We start from the raw sequence: 18,907 nt of genomic DNA, 5'->3' as shown, positions 1-18,907 counted from the left end.
TGTATTTTACTCTGCTCACTCTGTGCGGAAGTAAATACTCTCCCTGTTGGTGTTATTCCTACTATTCCGTTTCTTTGTGGATATCACCACGCCTTCATCACGTGTCAGAATCAGCATTTTTTCCGTACAACAGGCAGAATTAAATATGCATTTTGTCTACGCATAGAGGTTTATTGTGTCTTTTCCTGATTCTTCTGTTTCACCGTCACTTCGTATTCCCCGCGTATATGACATTGTTGCTGTCATGTTTGTTGCTTTTTTGCTGATATCTAATATCGCTGCAACAAAAGTAACCGCATTGGATGCAGGGCCTATTCACCTTGTCTTTGATGGTGGCGCATTACTTTTTCCTTTGACATATATTTTGGGCGATGTCTTAGCTGAGGTTTACGGCTTTGGTCGAGCACGCAGAGTCATTATCATGGGCTTTGCGGCGTCTATACTTGCTTCGCTTTCTTTCTATCTTGTCCAGATTTCCCCTATCGGTCCGGGCTATGAAGCGCAGGAATCTTTTGAAGCTGTCCTCGGCTTTGTTCCACGTATTGTGGCTGCTTCTGTCATTGGATATCTTGCCGGTCAGCTGATTAACGCTTTTGTCCTTGTTATGATCCGTCAACGCTGGGGTGCGCATCGTTTATGGGCGCGTCTTATCGGTTCTACAATGGTCGGTGAGGCAGCAGACACCGTGCTTTTCTGCACGATTGCCTTTATCGGAGTTATCCCCGGCTACGAGTTCCTGAACTACATCATCACGGGCTACGTGTATAAAGTAGCTGTAGAAGTTGTTCTTCTGCCGATCACATACCGCGTCATTGCTTTTATTCGACGTGTTGAAGGGCTTTCCGGGCAGGAAGTACTTGCCGCATGATTGAAAATTGGCTTTCTGCTCCTCCTCAGGAGCACACTGCATCTTCTTTCCCTGAGTCAATTCGTGACCGCGGTTTTGATATTCGTACCCGTTTAACCACGGGAAACGAGCTCGGACGAACAGGGACACTCCATACTGCACATGGGATTATTCGTACTCCTGCTTTTATTCCGGTGGGAACAAAGGCAACAGTCAAAGCTCTTGTTCCTGAAATGATTCGCTCATGTGGTGCTCAAGCTGTCCTAGCGAATGCGTATCACCTGTATTTACAGCCGGGCGCAGAACTTGTTGACGAGGCGGGTGGCCTTGGTTCTTTTATGAATTGGGCTGGCCCGACATACACTGATTCAGGCGGTTTCCAAGTTCTTTCCTTGGGGTCAGGTTTTAAGAAGGTCCTCTCGCAGGAGTTTTCTGGCGCTTCTGATACAGGTGATCCACGTATTCATCGTCAAGCAGTGAAGGCTTCCCGCGCGGTTGTTGACGATGATTCTGTAACTTTCCGCAGTCATATTGATGGCGCGAAACATCGTTTCACTCCTGAAGTGTCTATGCGTATTCAACATCATCTGGGTTCAGACATCATGTTTGCTTTTGATGAGTTGACCTCACTGCTGCACCCGTACTCATATCAGGTGGAGTCGTTGGAACGTACTCACAGGTGGGCGCGTCGTTGTTTAGCTGAACATAAACGACTGACCGAGGAACGTGCTTCTTATCCATATCAGCAGTTATGGGGTGTTGTTCAGGGCGCTCAATATGAGGATTTACGTCGCCATGCTGCTCGAACACTCGCTGATATGGAGGTAGAGGGCCAACGTTTTGATGGTTTTGGTTTAGGTGGCGCGTTAGAAAAAGAAAACCTCGGGAAAATCTTGACATGGGTTTGCTCAGAGCTTCCCGAGGATCGTCCACGTCATCTGTTAGGTATCTCTGAGCCTGATGATTTTTTCCGTGGGGTCGAGGCCGGAGCGGACACTTTTGACTGTGTGAATCCTTCGCGTGTGGCTCGTAATGCCGCTATTTATGGTCCTCATGGTCGTTTTAACATCACGAACTCACGTTTCCGACGCGATTTTTCTCCCCTTGTTGATGGTTGCGGCTGCTATACATGTACACATTACACTCGTGCGTATATTCACCATTTATTCAAGGCGAAAGAGCTGTTGTGTTACACGCTGGCAACCATTCACAATGAATGGTTTACTCTGCGTCTGGTTGATGCGATTCGTCAGTCAATTGATGAGGACTGTTACACGGATTTCCGCGACGATATGCTTGGTCGTTTCACAGCAAAAAGGTCAACTTCTGGTTCATAGTTTATGAACTTTTCACAGAGTGACTGTTGTATTCACCCCGTTTCTCTTTGCTTCTATGCAATAAGCGGGGTGAATATTTTTGGGTATGACCCCATGTTTTATGCTGCGTGTAATACTTGAGTTGGTATGATGCAGCAATTATGGGTAGACCTCGGATAAAACTTCATCATCAGTAACGGCAGTCCATAATCCGCTCTTACTTTTTACTTTCAGCGTTACTTTATCCGCGCAATATGAACGTGTGTTTGAGGTGAAGAAGTAAAAGATATTCTTTCTTCCTTACCTCCTACTGAAATGCCGTCAGGCTTCAGCAGCAATCAGACATTAAAGCCAATCGCACGCAGTTGATCGCGTCCATCAGGAGTAATACGGTCCGGTCCCCATGCTGGCATCCATACCCAGTTAATTGATACATCTGCACTGAAAATAGCCAGAACCATTTGTGCTTGTCTTTCAATCACATCCGTCAAAGGGCAGGCAGCAGATGTCAAGGTCATGTCCAATGTAATCGCGTCCTCAGGCGATACGATAACCCCGTAAACTAAACCCAAGTCTACGATGTTAATTCCCAGTTCAGGGTCAATCACATCACGTAATGCTTCAAGGATATCTTCACCATTGACACTGCCATTTTCAATAATGTCTGTGCCTTCAATGTTACGTACCTGTGCGTCGGATGTCGCTGCTGATTCCACAGGAGCAAAGCGCTGCTCCACTGGTTCAGATTGGGCCATTGGATTATTCATTTATTTTCTCCTGCAATATCTGTGCCAAGTTTAGTCAGTGCATCACGTAAAGCGTACCAACCTAAAAGCGCGCATTTTACGCGGTTAGGAAATTGCGATGTCCCTTCCAAAGCAGCAGCATCTTCTAAGATGTCAAGAATATCTTCTGATACTCCTCGCCCACGTGAATGCATCATTGTTTCCATTGCTGCATATAAAGCAGCCACTTCATCCGCATTTTTTCCACGTACAAGGTCATAAAGCATCGACAATGAGGCTTGCGAAATGGAACAGCCCTCCCCATCCCACGAAATACTCCCTATCCGCTGGTCAGCATCTAAAGTCACACCTAACGTGACTTCATCACCACAGGTAGGATTCACCTGATGTGACTGCACCGCGTAACTACCTACAGGTCCACTGCCGTGTCGTTCTTTGGAATGATCCAAAATGACCTGCTGGTACAACTGGTCAAGACTACTCATCGGGCACCTCCAAAATAACGACCCACCGAAGCGAGCGCCTCTACGCAACGATCTACGTCCTCATTATTTGTCATGATTCCAAGAGATGCACGATTTGAGGATCGCACTCCAAAGAAAGTATGTAATGGAATAGCGCAATGGTGTCCTACTCGCACAGCAACATCTTCTGCATCCATGACTTGCCCCACATCATGCGGATGCACACCTTCCACCGCAAAACTCACAACACCTATGCGTTCATGTGCAGCTGAGGGGCCAAGGATACGCACATTCGGTATCTGTGAGATTCCTTCAAGTAAACGTTGTGTGAGTACTTTTTCATGTGCTTCAAGGCGGCTCATTCCCCACCCTGAAAGGTATTCTAATGCGGCTGTCCATCCAGCAATTTGTGCGACCGGTTGCGAGCCTGCTTCAAAACGTTCCGGCGCTGGCATGTATTCTGCCTCTGTCATCGTGACCCCTGCGATCATGGAGCCTCCTGTAAAAACAGGCGGCATCATTTCAAGCAGTTCACGTCTGGCCCATAAAGCACCTACCCCTGTAGGGCCAAGCATTTTATGTGAAGAAAAAACAGCACAATCAATATCGAGTGCAGCAATATTCACAGGCATGTGGGCACTTGATTGGCATGTATCTAAAAGAATAAGGGCGCCCACACGACGTGCAGCAGCAATGATAGCGTCAATAGGCGAAATCGCTCCTGTCACATTTGATACATGTGTGAAAGCGACCAGACGAGTGCGCTCAGTGATAACGGATAAAGTATTGAGGTCAATTTGTCCGTCTGGGGTAAGGTCGAGCCATGCAAGTTCTGCACCTGTACGGGCACACAGTTCTTGCCATGGAATAAGGTTCGCGTGATGTTCAGCTCGTGTGACAACAATACGGTCACCTGCGCCTATTCGTAAAGGTGCGGCTTGGGCTCCTCCGCGTCCCAATGAGGCATGTCCCATTGATAAGGCAAGCAGGTTGATAGCTTCTGTCGCGTTTTTTGTCCACACGATTTCATCGCTTGCTCCACCTATGAAATGTGCTAGTGCGTGCCGGCCGTCTTCATAAATCTGTGTGGATTCATCACCTAGTAGGTGGGTGCCACGGTGTACAGCAGCATTTGAGTGACGATAAAACTGTGCTTCCGCGTCTATAACACAGGCAGGTTTCTGCGAGGTCGCTGAAGAATCAAGGTAAGCGATTGGTCGTCCTCCCCTGCCTGTACGTTTCAGGATTGGGAAGTCTCGACGAATCTTTTCTATTTCGTCAGCGTTAAAAGGACTCGCAGAAAGTGCCTCTGTCATGAATTTTTACCCTCAGCGTGTCAGGTATTCGTCGTAACCGTTTTCTTCGAGGGCGTCAGCAAGCTCAGGACCGCCCTGGGCTGCAACTCGACCATTAACGAAAACATGCACGTGGCTTGGACGAATATAACGCAGGATGCGCGTGTAGTGAGTAATCAGCATGACACCGCATTGGGTTGTGTCATGTACTCGGTTTACTCCTTCAGATACGATACGCAGTGCGTCGACATCCAAACCTGAATCTGTTTCATCAAGGACAGCAAAAGATGGTTTCAGCAATTCCATTTGGAGGATTTCTAAACGCTTCTTTTCACCGCCTGAGAATCCTACGTTCACATCACGTTCAGCGAAGGCAGGATCCATACGCAGATTATCCATTGCGCTCTTGACATCTTTCATCCAGTGACGGATCGCAGGTGCTTCACCGTCAATGGCGGTTTTTGCTGAGCGCAGGAAATTTGATACGGATACCCCTGCAACTTCTACCGGGTATTGCATAGCCAAGAAAAGGCCTGCTCGAGCGCGTTCGTCAACTCCCATTTCGGTAATCAGTTGATCGTCAAGCCATGCTTCACCTGAAGTGATTTCGTAGGCGGGGTGTCCTGCAAGCGCATAAGCAAGAGTGGATTTTCCTGATCCATTCGGTCCCATAATGGCGTGGATTTCACCGGAACGAATAGTAAGGTTTACACCTTTAAGGATTTCTTTCGGGCCGTCACTGGTTTCAACGGTGACGTGAAGATCTTTAATTGTCAGAGTGGACATTTTTCCTCCTCAGCGTTTGTACCACCAATTATTGTGGTTTCCGCTCGTCGTCTATGAAGTGGGATCAGGATTTACTGCGCAGATCGCGCGAGTTCTTTCTCAATAGCGGTCATCAGATGTTCCTGTACGGAAGGCACACCAATTTGGTCAATAAGTTCAGCAAAGAAGCCTCTAACAACCAGGCGACGGGCTTCTTTTTCTGGAATACCTCGACTCATCAGATAGAAAAGCTGTTCATCGTCAAAACGTCCTGTCGCTGATGCGTGGCCTGCGCCGGCGATTTCACCGTTTTCAATTTCGAGGTTTGGCACAGAGTCTGCTTTCGCTCCCTCAGATAAAACTAGGTTGCGGTTCAGCTCGTATGTGTCTGTCCCATCAGCGGCTTCACGTATGAGGCAGTCACCAATCCATACTGAATGTGCGTCGCGCCCTTGCAATGCGCCTTTGTAGGTTACTCGCGAGTAGCAATTCGGTTGTGAATGATCCACAAAAATACGATGTTCTAAATGTTGTCCTGCATCAACGAAGTACAGGCCCAGCATTGTCAGTTCAGCTCCGGGGCCTCGGAAATCTGTTTCCGCATTTACACGGACAAGATCGCCGCCCAGAGTAACGACGATGTGTTTAACACGGGAATCACGACCGATCGCTAAACGATGGCTGGAAGCATGGGTGACTTCCTCATCCCATTCTTGAACACTGACAACGGTCAGTTGTGAGGCGTCCCCTGCTGTGATTTCAACAGTTTGCGCAAGTGCGGATGTATTCCCCCCGCTATGGGTAAGAATAACGGTGGCTTGGGATTGTTCGCAGGCTTCAATAAAAATATGTTGCGCACGAATATCAGCCAGTTCATCCACAGTCACTATGATTGGGGTGTCCAAAGTAATGCCTTTGGGAATAGTAATCACAGTTGATGTGCTGAAACGATCCCATGCCACAGCAGCGGCGCGGTCTGTTGGTGCAAGAATACTTCCCAGACGTTTATCTGTGCGTTCAACTGTTTCTACCTGTACCCCTTCAGGAGCATTCACCGTCACAGGGGCATCTTGTTCACTGTAGAGCGAAGGATCAAGGATTCTCTCAATGCGACGCATCGGGGTGAAACGCCAGTCCTCTTCTCGTCCTGCTGGCATAGGCATTTGAGCCAAATCAAAGGTGGCAAAACGATCAGCACGGTTAATAGTAGAAGGGGTAAGCCCATGAGAATGTGGGCGTTCAGTGATATTTGTTGTAGTCATATCAGCCGACGGATCCTTCCATCTGCAATTCGATGAGACGGTTCAGTTCAAGTGCGTATTCCATTGGTAGTTCTTTCGCAATGGGTTCAACGAAGCCACGCACAATCATTGCCATAGCTTCAGATTCTTCTAAGCCACGGCTCATCAGGTAGAACAATTGATCTTCTGAGACTTTAGAAACGGTGGCTTCATGTCCCATTTCTACGTCGTCTGTGCGCACGTCAACGTAGGGGTATGTGTCTGTGCGTGATACTTTGTCAACCAGTAATGCGTCGCATAACACATTTGATTTGGAGTGGCGCGCACGCGCGTTTACTTGCACAAGACCACGGTAGGAAGTGCGGCCACCGCCTCGTGAAACAGACTTTGAGGTGATTGACGAGGAAGTGTGCGGTGCCATGTGCACCATCTTTGCTCCGGTGTCTTGGTGTTGCCCGGGTCCTGCGAAACCAATGGAGAGGGTTTCTCCTCGTGCGTGTTCACCCATCAGGAAGCAAGCTGGATATTTCATGGTGATAGCGGCTCCCATGTTGCCATCTACCCATTCCATGGTGCCGCCTTCTTCAACCATGGCTCGTTGTGTCACGAGGTTGAGAACATTTGTTGACCAGTTCTGAATTGTTGTATAGCGCACGCGGGCATCTTTTTTCACGAAAATTTCAATCACACCGGAGTGCAATGAATTTTCGTCATAGATTGGTGCGGTGCATCCTTCAACGTAGTGTACGTAAGAGCCTTCGTCCGCAATGATCAGTGTGCGTTCAAATTGACCGAGGGCTTCAGTGTTGATACGGAAGTATGCTTGTAATGGGATATCAACATGCACACCCGGTGGTACGTAAACAAATGAGCCACCCGACCATGCAGCGGTATTGAGTGCAGCAAACTTGTTATCACCTGCAGGTATACAGCGCCCGAAGTATTCCTCAAAAATTTCAGGGTATTCACGTAGACCCGTATCGGTGTCTAGGAAGATCACGCCTTGTTTTTCAAGGTCTTCTTGAATTTGGTGGTATACAACTTCGGATTCATATTGTGCAGCAACACCTGCAACGAGGCGGTTCTTTTCAGCCTCTGGGATTCCGAGGCGATCATAGGTTTTACGTATATCGTCAGGCAGATCTTCCCAGCTTGCGACGGTGCGATCTGTTGGCGTGACGTAGTACTTGAAATCATCAAAGTTAATGGAAGATAAATCTGGTCCCCATGTTGGCATGGGTTTACGTTCAAAAATTTCAAGAGCCTTCAGGCGGCGTTCGCGCATCCATTCGCTTTCGCCTTTACGGTCTGAGATTTCGCGAACAACATCCGCGTTAATACCGTATTTTGCCCCCTGCGAATAGTCATCGTTATCGCGCCATCCGTATTCGTAAGCGCCGATTGATCCGATGATTTCTTCGTCAGTCATAGGCTGATCCACGACTTTTTGTGTCTGTGGCGCTGCCTGCGTCATACGTGTTCCTTCTTTGTTCGTTTTAACCGTGAAAATAACAGGGATTAAGCACCTGAATGCTTTACTTACGTAAAACAGTCCTCGCGCTTGAACGCATCAACGGAGTATTTACCGGAATATGCGTTGTACACACGTGTTCGCCACCGGCGAGTGTGGCAAGTCGCTGCACGTGTACAGAAAGCAATCGTGAAAATGCTTGTGTTTCCGCATCGCAGAGCTGTGGATAATCTCCAGCTACTTGCTGAATTGGACAGTGTCCTTGGCATAATTGGATGGCGAAACCGCCGCCGCCAATGTCACGTACAGTCGCCGCGTAACCATCTTGTGTAAGGGCATCCGCGAGCGCTTGCGCGCGGACTCGTGGGTCATTACCTGCGTCTCGAACGATAGGCGCATAGCGTCGTTCAATTTCACGTGAACGCGCAGCAGCAAAGGATTCCACTGCTTCTTCGCCGCCAACTTGTCCTAAATATCCAAGTGCTTTGACTGCGATTTCACTGTAGGCATCTGTCAGGCGTTCGTGTGCACGCTCAGTTGCTACATAGTGACGTGCTGGGCGTCCTCTCCCGCGTTTACTTTGATGACGCGGGTCATGTTCAGCAATTTCATCACCATCTAGCAAAATAGTAATGTGACGACGCACTGCAGCAGTGGTCAGCCCTAAAACTCGGGCTATCACTGAGGCAGTGACGGGGCCTTTTTCAACGACAAGGTCAAGAACCTGCTCGCGAGTACAAGCATCAGTATGCTCAGCCATTAGGCCCTCCGTCCTATTTCATCCACTACCTTTCAAAATTCTACGGCCTTTTCGACAAAATGGCGTTGTGAAATTCGGTGAGGTGGCATAATTCGCAAGAGCATTTATCGCATCCACTGCGCATTGGCTTCACGTAAATCTGCCCAGCACCGTGAACGAGCCGCATAAGCTGCCATGATGCCTGTTATTGCAGAGGGATTATGTATATTTCCTTCAAGGCATTGCCTCAGAGCGTCATCAAGTAAAACCCAACGCAGTTCAGTCTCAGCTTCTTCTTCTGTGCGCACATAGCCTGTTTGTATCGTGTGAAGATTTTGCGCAAGAAAAATACGAACAGATTCTGTAGAACACCCAGGAGAATTAAAATATTCGACTAAGACATTCCACTGATCCGCTGCTAAATCTGTTTCTTCCGCTAATTCACGTTGTGCTGCCTCAACAGGCGTTTCACCCACACAGTCCAATAATCCTGCAGGAATTTCCCATAGGAACGCTTTTACAGGATGCCGATACTGGCGAATCATCAGGATTTCTTCTTTGCCTGCTTCACCACGTAAAGCCACAACAGCGACAGCACCAGGATGTGTGACATATTCACGTTTGACTGGCTTGCTTCCTGCTTTCAAAAGCACATGATCTTCAACAACACTTATTATTCGACCATCCCAATGATGCGAGCGTGCAATAACCTGTCGTTTCTCATGAACATCTTTCAGCGCATTTTCACTCATGACGATGTTTCCTTTCTGCCCAAAGCAATATGACACTATCGTCACTTGAGATATCAAAATTATCGTCACCTGACACTAAACCATACAAAGTGTTGCAGTCATACTTTCTTTTCACTTCAAGGCCAAAACTGTTTCTTTCACGTTCAGCACTCATCGCCTAAAAGAATCAGGGGAAGCAGGCAAGGCCTCCTCCCCCTGTTCACTTTGTCATAGGCTCAGGAAATTTTAGGCATTCCCTGTTGCGCTCCCAAAGCAGAACCGTAAGCCACTGACTCATTTTTTGCTTGAGGTAGTGCAAGGACTGCGGATAGAGCCGCGGTCGCTGTTCCTACAGAATCGACTGTAGAAATTCCTGCTCCTAAGGTCCGAACTTGCGCCAACATAGCTGAATCAGATGAAGCATCACCCAGTAGAACACCTGACTGGGGTGCTTTTGCCACTGCTTGTGCGATACCTACCCACGCTGATACTGCACGGTCAGACACAGCCGCCTGCGCCTCACCAGAACCGGTTCCTCCGCTCGAACGAGGGCCAATAAGCAACAGCGCCTGCGCGGGAGTTTCCAACTGTTGGTCAATCGACATGATCGGAGTATTTGCATCTGTCAGAATCTCTTGCACTAAATCGCGTTCTGCTCCGCTTGATGTCAGAACTTCAACGATCGCAGCACCGATGACTCCATCGGATGTCACATTCGTTCCGAGCGAAGATGTCAGATGCGATTGAATTGGAGTTGCAAGAGTTTGCCGGTACGTGGCCATCCGATCCGCGTCCCAGTTGTCACTGAGCGATACTGCTCCTGCAATTTTAGCTCCAGCAGTTTCGAGGTGAGTACGAACCAGCGCAACATCATCGGACGAAGCACCAGGCAGAGCCACCGTCACAACCGCTACATCTGATAACTTGCCGGTGAGGATTTGAGCGGCGATAGATTTCACACCTACTGCTTCAGCTTCAGCAGCAGTTTTTAATCGCGCTGTTTCCGCGCTGTTAGCTGCAGAGTCATTACGTGAGGAAGCCACAGAAGCCACACGTGTTTGCAGCGGCCCTGCGCCCAGAACTACCCCAATTGCTAAGGCAGCAAAAACCGCAATTAGGGACACCACATGGTAACGAAAATTCACCATTTATCAGGATTCTTTCTAATTAGTAGGTGTCAGAGACGACGGTGAAGACCATCCGAAAAGATGAGAGAAGTAATGACCAACCACAGCAGCCATGTCTTGCCCCCACGGAGTAGTCATTAAAGCAGCACCCATAGTGCATACAACGACGCAAGCCAATAAAACTATGCTGGTAGCGCGCAGTCGTGGGCGGTGCATAGCAGCTACAGCTCGAGAAGACACAATAAGGTCTTGCGCAACCAAGCGTGTAAAGAATGTCGGAGCCATAGCTCCTCGCCCACGATCAATCAGGTCTTCAACGCTGTGATGCTGTCCGACAGTGACAATAACCGTGGGTTTTGCGTATGAAAGAAATAGTACGGCTGCGTCTTGCGCAGATCCGCCAAATTCGATGACATCATGCGCAACACCCATTCGTGCTAATCGTTCACGACCAGGAGCAATTCCATCATGGCCTTGCCGTACAAGAAGTTGAGCTCCTGAACGTAAGATCTTTTCAGGAACAGTATCCATATCGCCTATCACGATACGCGGCTTGAGATGCGCACGTCTGGCATGTTTTGCCCCAGCATCAACGACTACAACCACGGGGTCAGTGTCACGGATCCATTTCTTTAAGGCTTTGAGTTCTGCGGGCGTTTCTTGCGAGTCGGATATTAGTAGCACTGGTTTGCCATGAATATCGATTTGCGACTGTGGGATTCCGTGCCCACGAAATAGTATGTCACCATCTTGCGCAAGGTAGTTTTCGACAGAAGCAACAAAAGACAGCAGCTGTGTATTGACGCGATCAGTCTGATCCATGTCGTCATTAAAAGACGTGTGTGTTCGCAGTGTTCCTGTTGCAATTGTGAGGCCGTCACGTTGCACGTGTCCGTTATGGTCAACTGTGATTTCATCACCTTCACGCAACATCATCACATCAGGTCCCAGATCATCAATGACGATGATGCCAGCTTGTGTGAGGATGCGTGCACCAAGAACTTGATGCCGCCCTGTGACGCATGGTGCAGCATTCAAAACTGCTTGAGGACGAGCAGCCAGTAAGGCATCAGCAGTTGAACGATCAAGGTCAGGATGGTCGATCACGGCAATATCGCCAGGCTCCAGTCGCGCGGCTAATGCGCGAGTTTTTTCGTCAACACGAACACGACCAGCCAGTAACTGTTCGTTTCGTCCAGTCCGATCTGTAGCACTCATTTGCCTTATTCTGGCACGGTATGCCGCAAGATTTCTGAAGCATGTCGGCGTGCCGTCTCTGAGTGAGGATCTCCACCCATCATCCGTACCAGTTCGCTTACTCGCTCCTGACCACTCAGCGAACGCACAGTCGTTGTTCCTGCGGTTTTCTCTACTAGCAAATGAGTGTCAGCATAAGCTGCAACCTGCGCAAGGTGAGTAACAACAACTACTTGTCTGCCTTGAGCTAAACGTGCTAAACGGGCACCTACTTCAATTGCTGTATGACCACCAATACCTGCGTCAACTTCGTCAAAAATGTAGGTACGTGTAGCTTCACGTGTTCCAATGACTACTTCAATGGCAAGCATCACGCGCGATAGTTCGCCTCCTGACGCGCCTTGTCCTAGAGGGCGCGCTGGTGCAGTGGGATGAGGCTGCAAGAGCATACGCACATCTTCTGTACCGTGAGGCTGAGGTTTTGTTTCTTCGAGGGTGATAGAAAAAACTGCCTCAGGCATGGCAAGACCGTGTAGTTCATTTGTAATGCGCTGTGAGAGTTCTTGGGCAAGCGTGTGACGAGAACGACGTAAACGGCTTCCGCATTCAATAACTTTTTGTTGTGCTTTCGCTAAATTTTCGGCGCATACTTCGGGATCGTTTTCCAAAGAATTTAAGGCTTTGAGCTCAGCCAGTGCCTGTTCTTGCCAGCGCAATAGCTCTGTAACGTCACTGGCTCTCCCTTTCATCAGGGAACGCAACGCTGCACGTCTTTCATGTATTTCGGCAAGGCGTTGCGGATGCGCTTCAAGCTGTGTGAGGTATCGTTCTAAGCCTTCACCTGCTGCTTCAAGTTCTAAAGCGAGGGGTTCAAGTTGTGAACGATACGGGCTTAGCGAGGTATCTAGTCGTTCTGCTTGTTGTATTTCTTTAGCAGCATCACGCAGTATGTCAACTATACCGAGGGTATCCGTTGTCCCTGACAGCATTGTGTGCGCACGTGTTATGTGAGTGCGTAAGTATTCGATATGTGCGAGGCGTTCCGCTTCGAGTTTCAGATCTTCGTCTTCGCCTTCATAGGGATCAAGTTCAGCGATACGGGTGGTCAGTTCTTTCAAGTAGGTTTGACGCGCACCCATGTCGTCAGTTTTTTCTCTGACGGTGTCGAGTTGTTGTTTTGCTGCTACGGCCGCCGACCATGTTTGTTGGTATTCGTGTAGAAGTTTTTGATGTTCAGCTGATCCGCATGAGTCAAGGGTGTGCCGTTGCGTTGATGCTGACCGTAATTGGAGTTGGTCTGCTTGCCCATGAATGGTAACTAATCGTCCGATGACATCAGAGAGGATACTTGCTGGGACTGCGCGGCCTCCAAGGTAGGCTCGTGATCGTCCGTGCGTTGCCAGAGCACGTGACACAATCAGTTCATGGTCCTCAGTTGTTCCTCCGTGTTCTTCTATGAGTGGTATGAGGTCATCGCTAATGTCAAAGAATCCATCTACTTGTGCTTTTTCTGCGCCTGCGCGTACCCAAGCGGGGTCTGCCCGCGTACCTAAGAGGAGTTGCAGCGAGGTAAGGATCATCGTTTTACCGGCACCAGTTTCACCGGTCAGTACAGTTAGTCCTTGACCAAATTCAAGATGAGCCTCATCAATGACCCCTAAAGATTGGATGTCGATTGTTGAAATCACTGGCTGTTTCCTCGGTTGTCGTTGTGCCTCCATCCGCGAACTGGTAAGCGGAATTTGTGAACAAGGCGGGTAGAAAAGGGAGTGTCATCCAATCGTATGAGGTGAACGGATCGTGTTCCCACGCTCACTGCCATTGTGCTTCCTATGGGAGCGGCAATTGCTCGTAAGCCATCGCACCACACTACAGCATCAGTTCGTGCGCTTTCGAGGACGCTGACTTCTATACGTGATGAGGGACCTACGACCAGTGGGCGGGTAAAAAGCCCGTGCGCGGCCAGAGGAGCCATGATGATTGCTTCTGTATCTGGCCATACGACTGGACCGCCTGCAGAAAATGAGTAGGCGGTTGAGCCTGTAGGGGTTGCTAATATCATGCCGTCTGCGCCGTAAGTTGATACGTCTTGCCCGTCTACTGCTAGGACCATATCTACCGGATGCGTGTCGTCTGTATGTGTCAGAACGGCTTCATTTAAGGCCCAATCGTGGTGGATGTGACCATCTGGAGTGTAGACGTTTACTTCTAAAGTCATACGTGTATCAATTAAGAAGTGTCCGTCAGATATTCGATCAACGAGGTCTGCAACATTTTCTTGAGATTCTTCTGCAAGGAATCCCATGTGCCCCATGTTGAGTCCTAAAAGTGGAATATCCCAGTATCGCGCACAGGCAGCTGCTGACAGTATCGTTCCATCCCCACCAAGAGCTAAAACAAGGTCGAATTGTGCAGGGCTATCAGTGGTTTGAGAGGCAAGGGCACGTCCTGATGCTTGTATTGGAGTAACTGACAGCTTATGTTTTTGTGATGGGTGCGCATCACTTGAGTGCGGGAACTCAATATCCGATATGGGTTGTGTAGCTGCGTGTTTCAATGCCATTTTGTCAGCTGAGGAGATCCGCCTCACGTCATATCCGCGTTGTCGTAGTTGCTTCTCGGTTTCCTCAGCGGCGATACATGCTCGAATGGCATGGTAGATCAAAAGAACACGGTGAATACTCATAATGGACGCGCATTTCCCATCGGTCCTCGTTGGACGGCTTGCTTCACATATGTTTTAAGTGTCTCACGAGTAATTACGCCTTCTTGCTGACGATGCATGTATATGAAGTATTCGACATTTCCTGCTGGCCCTGGTAGGGGGGATGCTTCAACAGCGCTGATCCCTAATCCATGGTCAAAGGCGCACTGGGCAACTGAGCATACGGTTTCGACGTGATGTTCAGGGTTACGTACGACCCCGCCGTGTCCTAATCGTTCTTTCCCAATTTCAAACTGGGGTTTGACCATGAGTAAGAATTCGGCATCATCGGAGGCTACGTCAACAAGTGCGGGGAGCACGAGTGTAAGGGAAATAAAAGAAAGGTCGCTTACGATAAGCGAAGGTGGTGGCGTAATGTCACCTGCGCGCAAGGTGCGTACATTTGTGCGGTCGTGTACTTCTACGCGCGGATCCGTACGCAGACGCCATATGAGCTGACCGTAGCCTACGTCAACGGCAACAACGCTGGAGGCCCCCCTACGTAAGAGGACATCTGTGAAGCCACCTGTTGATGCGCCTGCATCTAAACAGCGTCGTCCTGCAATACGTGGGCCTTTTTCACCGAGGGCGTCAAGAGCTCCTGCGAGTTTATGTGCCCCTCGTGATGCGTATTCGATCTGATCTGATTCGCGTATGACGATCGCTTGAGCAGGATCGACTTGTCGTGCAGGTTTATGTATTTCCTCGCCGTCCACGAGGACTCGCCCTGCAAGTATGAGTTCTTGAGCGCTTGTCCGTGAATGTGCGAGGCCTCTCCTGACAAGTTCAGAGTCGATCCTTCTGAGTTTCACATTATTCTCCGTGCCCTGTCAGGGCTACCCGTAGTTTCTTCTCGATTTCTTCAAGGAGATGCAACTGTTCTTCAATTGCTTTATCTTCAAAATCGACCAGCGCTTCCTCCACATCAGGTAATGCTGTTTGTGCCGTAGTGTTTACCTGATGTTCGGGAGGAGCGGGAAGGGGCCCTGTCATTGTGTTTACTCCGTCATATCCTCATCATCTAAGCGCAGGATTTCATCAAGCTCTGCGTTGTCAATTGGTCCGAGAAGTTCTGCTAGTTCTTCTTCTCCTGGCAGGAAAGTCGGTGTTTTTTCCGTAGTTTGCTGGTTTTTACCCGTGGATTTTTCGTCGTTTTCTCCTTCTGGCTGCAGGGATTCCTCTGCTGGTTCAGGAGCTTTGACAATACCGTTGGGGTCATCATTCGGTACCACGTGTATAAGCGGGCATGTTACTTCACGCCCTTCACTGGCGTATTCCCATGCTGCAGCAGCCAGTGCTCGGTATGAGTCAAGTGTAACGGTGTATTCGGGGCCTTCAAGAGCAATCCCATCGAGGCTGAGTTTGCCATAGCGGTCAGCACGAGCTATCTGTGAGTAGCCGCAGGTCCATGTACCATCAGTGTGGTGTTTTGGTATGGGATGTGTTTCGTTGAGGCCGCGCATATCGATAGCCAAGAAAGAAGGCCTTTGACCTTTAGGCGCTGTAATGACGGCGCGAGCGTCATGAACGCCTGTGAGAACATGGAGTGAAGGGATCCCTGCAGCGACTGCACCCATGATGTCAGTCTCTAATCGGTCACCAACTGCAATCGGGTTGCTACTTTCTACTAGTTGAGCGCCTCGCCGATAAATACCAGGTTGTGGTTTACCCGCAGCAATAGGACGCTTTCGTGTGGCTTGTTGTACTGCTCGTACGAGCGCGCCATTGCCTAGGGCTTCACCGCGTTCAACGGGAAGCGAGCTATCAAGGTTTGTTGCAAAGTATGCTGCGCCTTTTTGAATGGCAAAAGCAGCTTCATTGAGTCGTTCCCACGTGACTTCTTTATCGAGTCCCTGAATGACTGCTTCTGGTTCTTCATCAGCGCTCTCAACGATGATGTACCCTGCTTGGGTCACGGGTTGACGTAGGCCTTCTGAGCCGATAACAAGTACTCGTGCACCTTCATTAAGGTGTTCAGACATAAGGGCAACAACATCCATTGAGGATGTCATGACCATGTCTGTTGTAGCTTCGTGGCCTAGTTCTGTCAGGTGTTTGGCTACTTCTTCAGGTGTACGTGCCGCATTATTTGTTACGAAAGCAGTTTCCATACCTACAGCACGTGCTGCTATCACGCCTTCAGCAGCGTATGGAATTGCTGTTTTCCCACTGTAAGCTGTCCCATCAAGGTCAATAAGAGCTGCGTCAAAGAGTTCAGATAGTGGGGTGTCACTGCCACGTAGGGCACTGCGTTTGTCATCGACATCCGCATCAGCAATGAGGCCAATATCAATGATATCTGGATTCTCATCATCAGGAATTGCAGCTTCAATTTCATCAGCTTCGTCATTTCGCCCTAGTTCTCGGAGGCGATCAGCTTTCACTGACATCAGACGTGCAACGAGGAAAGAATCAGCATCAGTAGGTAAAGCTGTTAAAGCATCGTCAACGAGGAGCAGTCCGACTTCTGATTGACCAAGATCGGCACGGGCACCTGAGGAGACAAGGACGAGTTCGACTTGCTCATTCATGTCGAGCGTACGTGGATCTGTTGCTTCAATGATTTCAACAGCTTTTTCAGGCCGTCCAAGTGCGCGCTCACTGTCGGCTTCGATGGCGCGTAATGAGTTATCACCTCTCATCCGGCGAACAGCGCGTACCTCACGTAATGCTTCTTCGTATCGTCCAGAAGCATAGGCTGTGAGAGCAGTTGCTTCCCTGACGACATCAACTCGACCTGCACGCGCAGCTGCAGCAGTTGCATATGTGTGGGCCAGTTCAGGATCAATGTCAATGAGCTGTCCTGCCATGACAAGGAAACGTGCCACTATATCTCGGTTAGGACCGGAAAGTGTTTCAAGGGCACGCAATGCCTCATGGTCAAGTTCATCTGCTGACACACCGGCAGGGATAACTGGCTCTTGAGCTGCTGGTGATTCATAGCGGTCTGTACTGGACCATGTTTTTGTCTGAGGCCCTTGTTGACGTGAATCGTGTTGCCGTGGTTTACGTGACTCTGTGCGGGTAGAAGCAAAATTTCTGCGATCACCACGGTCATCGCGACTAAAAGACCTACGATCACCTCGATCATCACGGTTAAAAGAACGACGATCTCCACGGTCATCACGGTTAAAAGACCTGCGATCACCACGGTCATCACGACTAAAAGACCTACGATCACCTCGATCATCACGGTTAAAAGAACGACGATCTCCACGGTCATCACGGTTAAAAGACCTGCGATCACCTCGGTCATCGCGACTAAAAGACCTACGATCCCCACGGTCATCACGACTAAAAGACCTACGATCTCCACGTGCGAATGAATCACGCCCCCCACGATCATCACGGTTAAAAGACCTGCGATCACCTCGGTCATCGCGACTAAAAGACCTACGATCCTCATGGTCTGCACGATTATGAGAGGAATGATTTTCTCGATCACGCCATTGTTTACGTTGGAACCCGCCACGCTCATCATCGCGCGAACGTCGTTGGAATTTTTCTGCCATGGCGTGTTCCTCTATTCTGCATATTCGCATTTATCGTCGTTTATTAAAGGTCTGCGATTAAAGTCAATCACAGCATTGTATCCCTGAAAGATGATATTAAGTATTTTATTGTGTGGGTTTGGTGGGTGACAAGTTATCCACAGGGTTTTATTTCATTGTGCCGCGTACATATATTCTTCGCTTGTGTGCGCTGGGCGTCCGTGTTTGTTCCACGTTTGTTCGCTTGTGTGCTGCCCAGCCGTACAGTGTGTTGTTGCGTGCTCGTGTGGGCTCTGTCCTGCGTGTATTTAGCGCGCTCTGTTTGCTGCCTACGTGTGTTGTTGCGCGCTCGTGTTTTGTTCGCCGTGCGCGTGTGTGAGTGTTGTGTTGCTCGCGGGCTTGTGTTTGCGCGTGCGTGTGGGTTGCTCGGTTGTTTGTTCAGTGGCACCGTGTTTGTCCGGTGCCCAGCCGTACAGTGTGTTGTTTTTTGCTGTTGTTAGGCTGTTGTGGGCTCTGTCCTGCGTGTTTGTTCACTGGCACCGTGTTTGTTCAGTGTTTTGTTCGCGTGCGCTCTGTTTGCTGCCTGTGTGGGTTGGTCATCGAAGGTGTTTGTGTCAGTGTCCCACGAGCAGCCTGTCCGCCTGTTTTGTTCGCTTGTGTGCTGCCCAGCCGCGTGCCCTGCGTCTTTGCTGTTCGGCGTGTTTACTGCTTCCCGCACGCTAGGCTGTGTTGCCCCGCGTGTGTGTGCGTGCGCACGTTTGTGCGCCCCGTGC

At 49.4% G+C, this 18,907-nt stretch carries 17 protein-coding genes; 2 read left to right on the top strand and 15 right to left on the bottom strand.

Annotated features, from left to right (window positions below; all coding sequences use genetic code 11):
• Nucleotides 1–244: 244 nt before the first annotated feature.
• A complete protein-coding gene (locus LRP57_RS08060; protein WP_231206196.1) occupies nt 245–868 on the top strand; it encodes a queuosine precursor transporter in 624 nt (207 codons plus the stop codon).
• Nucleotides 865–2,184, top strand: a complete 1,320-nt coding sequence (gene tgt, locus LRP57_RS08055; RefSeq protein ID WP_231206150.1) for a tRNA guanosine(34) transglycosylase Tgt — start codon at nt 865–867, stop codon at nt 2,182–2,184. The genes LRP57_RS08060 and tgt overlap by 4 nt, the downstream gene beginning before the upstream one ends.
• 317 nt (nt 2,185–2,501) lie before the next feature.
• On the opposite strand, the gene LRP57_RS08050 is transcribed toward tgt, so the two are convergent.
• The 15 genes from LRP57_RS08050 to LRP57_RS07980 all read right to left on the bottom strand — a co-directional run bounded on the left by LRP57_RS08050 (nt 2,502) and on the right by LRP57_RS07980 (nt 18,155).
• Entirely contained in the window at nt 2,502–2,930 is a 429-nt protein-coding gene (locus tag LRP57_RS08050) for a metal-sulfur cluster assembly factor (RefSeq protein ID WP_231206148.1), read from the bottom strand.
• Nucleotides 2,927–3,394 (bottom strand): Fe-S cluster assembly sulfur transfer protein SufU, encoded by a 468-nt coding sequence (gene sufU, locus LRP57_RS08045; protein ID WP_231206146.1) that lies wholly within the window; start codon nt 3,392–3,394, stop codon nt 2,927–2,929. Before sufU ends, LRP57_RS08050 begins: the two co-directional genes overlap by 4 nt.
• Complete coding sequence (locus LRP57_RS08040) at nt 3,391–4,689, bottom strand: SufS family cysteine desulfurase (RefSeq protein WP_231206144.1); 1,299 nt, start codon at nt 4,687–4,689, stop codon at nt 3,391–3,393. Before LRP57_RS08040 ends, sufU begins: the two co-directional genes overlap by 4 nt.
• A gap of 12 nt (nt 4,690–4,701) precedes the next feature.
• Nucleotides 4,702–5,454 (bottom strand): Fe-S cluster assembly ATPase SufC, encoded by a 753-nt coding sequence (gene sufC, locus LRP57_RS08035; protein ID WP_231206142.1) that lies wholly within the window; start codon nt 5,452–5,454, stop codon nt 4,702–4,704.
• A 71-nt stretch (nt 5,455–5,525) separates the two neighbouring features.
• A complete protein-coding gene (gene sufD / locus LRP57_RS08030; protein ID WP_231206140.1) occupies nt 5,526–6,695 on the bottom strand; it encodes a Fe-S cluster assembly protein SufD in 1,170 nt (389 codons plus the stop codon).
• A gap of 1 nt (nt 6,696) precedes the next feature.
• On the bottom strand, nt 6,697–8,148 hold the full coding sequence (gene sufB / locus LRP57_RS08025) for a Fe-S cluster assembly protein SufB (RefSeq protein ID WP_231206138.1): 1,452 nt from the start codon (nt 8,146–8,148) through the stop codon (nt 6,697–6,699).
• A 61-nt stretch (nt 8,149–8,209) separates the two neighbouring features.
• Nucleotides 8,210–8,905, bottom strand: coding sequence for a helix-turn-helix transcriptional regulator (locus LRP57_RS08020; RefSeq protein ID WP_231206136.1), 696 nt, complete (start codon nt 8,903–8,905; stop codon nt 8,210–8,212).
• 104 nt (nt 8,906–9,009) lie between these two features.
• Nucleotides 9,010–9,636 carry an NUDIX domain-containing protein gene (locus tag LRP57_RS08015; RefSeq protein WP_231206134.1) on the bottom strand — a complete coding sequence of 209 codons (627 nt, stop codon included), beginning with the start codon at nt 9,634–9,636 and terminating at the stop codon, nt 9,010–9,012.
• 215 nt (nt 9,637–9,851) lie between these two features.
• Nucleotides 9,852–10,763 (bottom strand): copper transporter, encoded by a 912-nt coding sequence (locus LRP57_RS08010; RefSeq protein ID WP_231206132.1) that lies wholly within the window; start codon nt 10,761–10,763, stop codon nt 9,852–9,854.
• A 15-nt stretch (nt 10,764–10,778) separates the two neighbouring features.
• Nucleotides 10,779–11,960, bottom strand: a complete 1,182-nt coding sequence (gene steA / locus LRP57_RS08005) for a putative cytokinetic ring protein SteA (protein WP_231206131.1) — start codon at nt 11,958–11,960, stop codon at nt 10,779–10,781.
• 5 nt (nt 11,961–11,965) lie between these two features.
• Nucleotides 11,966–13,660 carry a DNA repair protein RecN gene (recN, locus tag LRP57_RS08000; protein ID WP_231206129.1) on the bottom strand — a complete coding sequence of 565 codons (1,695 nt, stop codon included), beginning with the start codon at nt 13,658–13,660 and terminating at the stop codon, nt 11,966–11,968.
• Entirely contained in the window at nt 13,624–14,625 is a 1,002-nt protein-coding gene (locus LRP57_RS07995; protein WP_231206127.1) for an NAD kinase, read from the bottom strand. The genes recN and LRP57_RS07995 overlap by 37 nt, the downstream gene beginning before the upstream one ends.
• A complete protein-coding gene (locus LRP57_RS07990) occupies nt 14,622–15,455 on the bottom strand; it encodes a TlyA family RNA methyltransferase (protein ID WP_231206125.1) in 834 nt (277 codons plus the stop codon). Before LRP57_RS07990 ends, LRP57_RS07995 begins: the two co-directional genes overlap by 4 nt.
• Nucleotide 15,456: 1 nt before the next feature.
• A complete protein-coding gene (locus LRP57_RS07985) occupies nt 15,457–15,636 on the bottom strand; it encodes a hypothetical protein (RefSeq protein ID WP_231206123.1) in 180 nt (59 codons plus the stop codon).
• Nucleotides 15,637–15,641: 5 nt separating this feature from the next.
• Entirely contained in the window at nt 15,642–18,155 is a 2,514-nt protein-coding gene (locus LRP57_RS07980; RefSeq protein ID WP_231206121.1) for an HAD-IIA family hydrolase, read from the bottom strand.
• Nucleotides 18,156–18,907 lie beyond the last annotated feature (752 nt).

The organism is Schaalia sp. lx-260 (genome assembly GCF_021083645.1).
Lineage (GTDB): Bacteria > Actinomycetota > Actinomycetes > Actinomycetales > Actinomycetaceae > Pauljensenia.
This window is presented reverse-complemented; position numbering and strand designations above follow the sequence as displayed.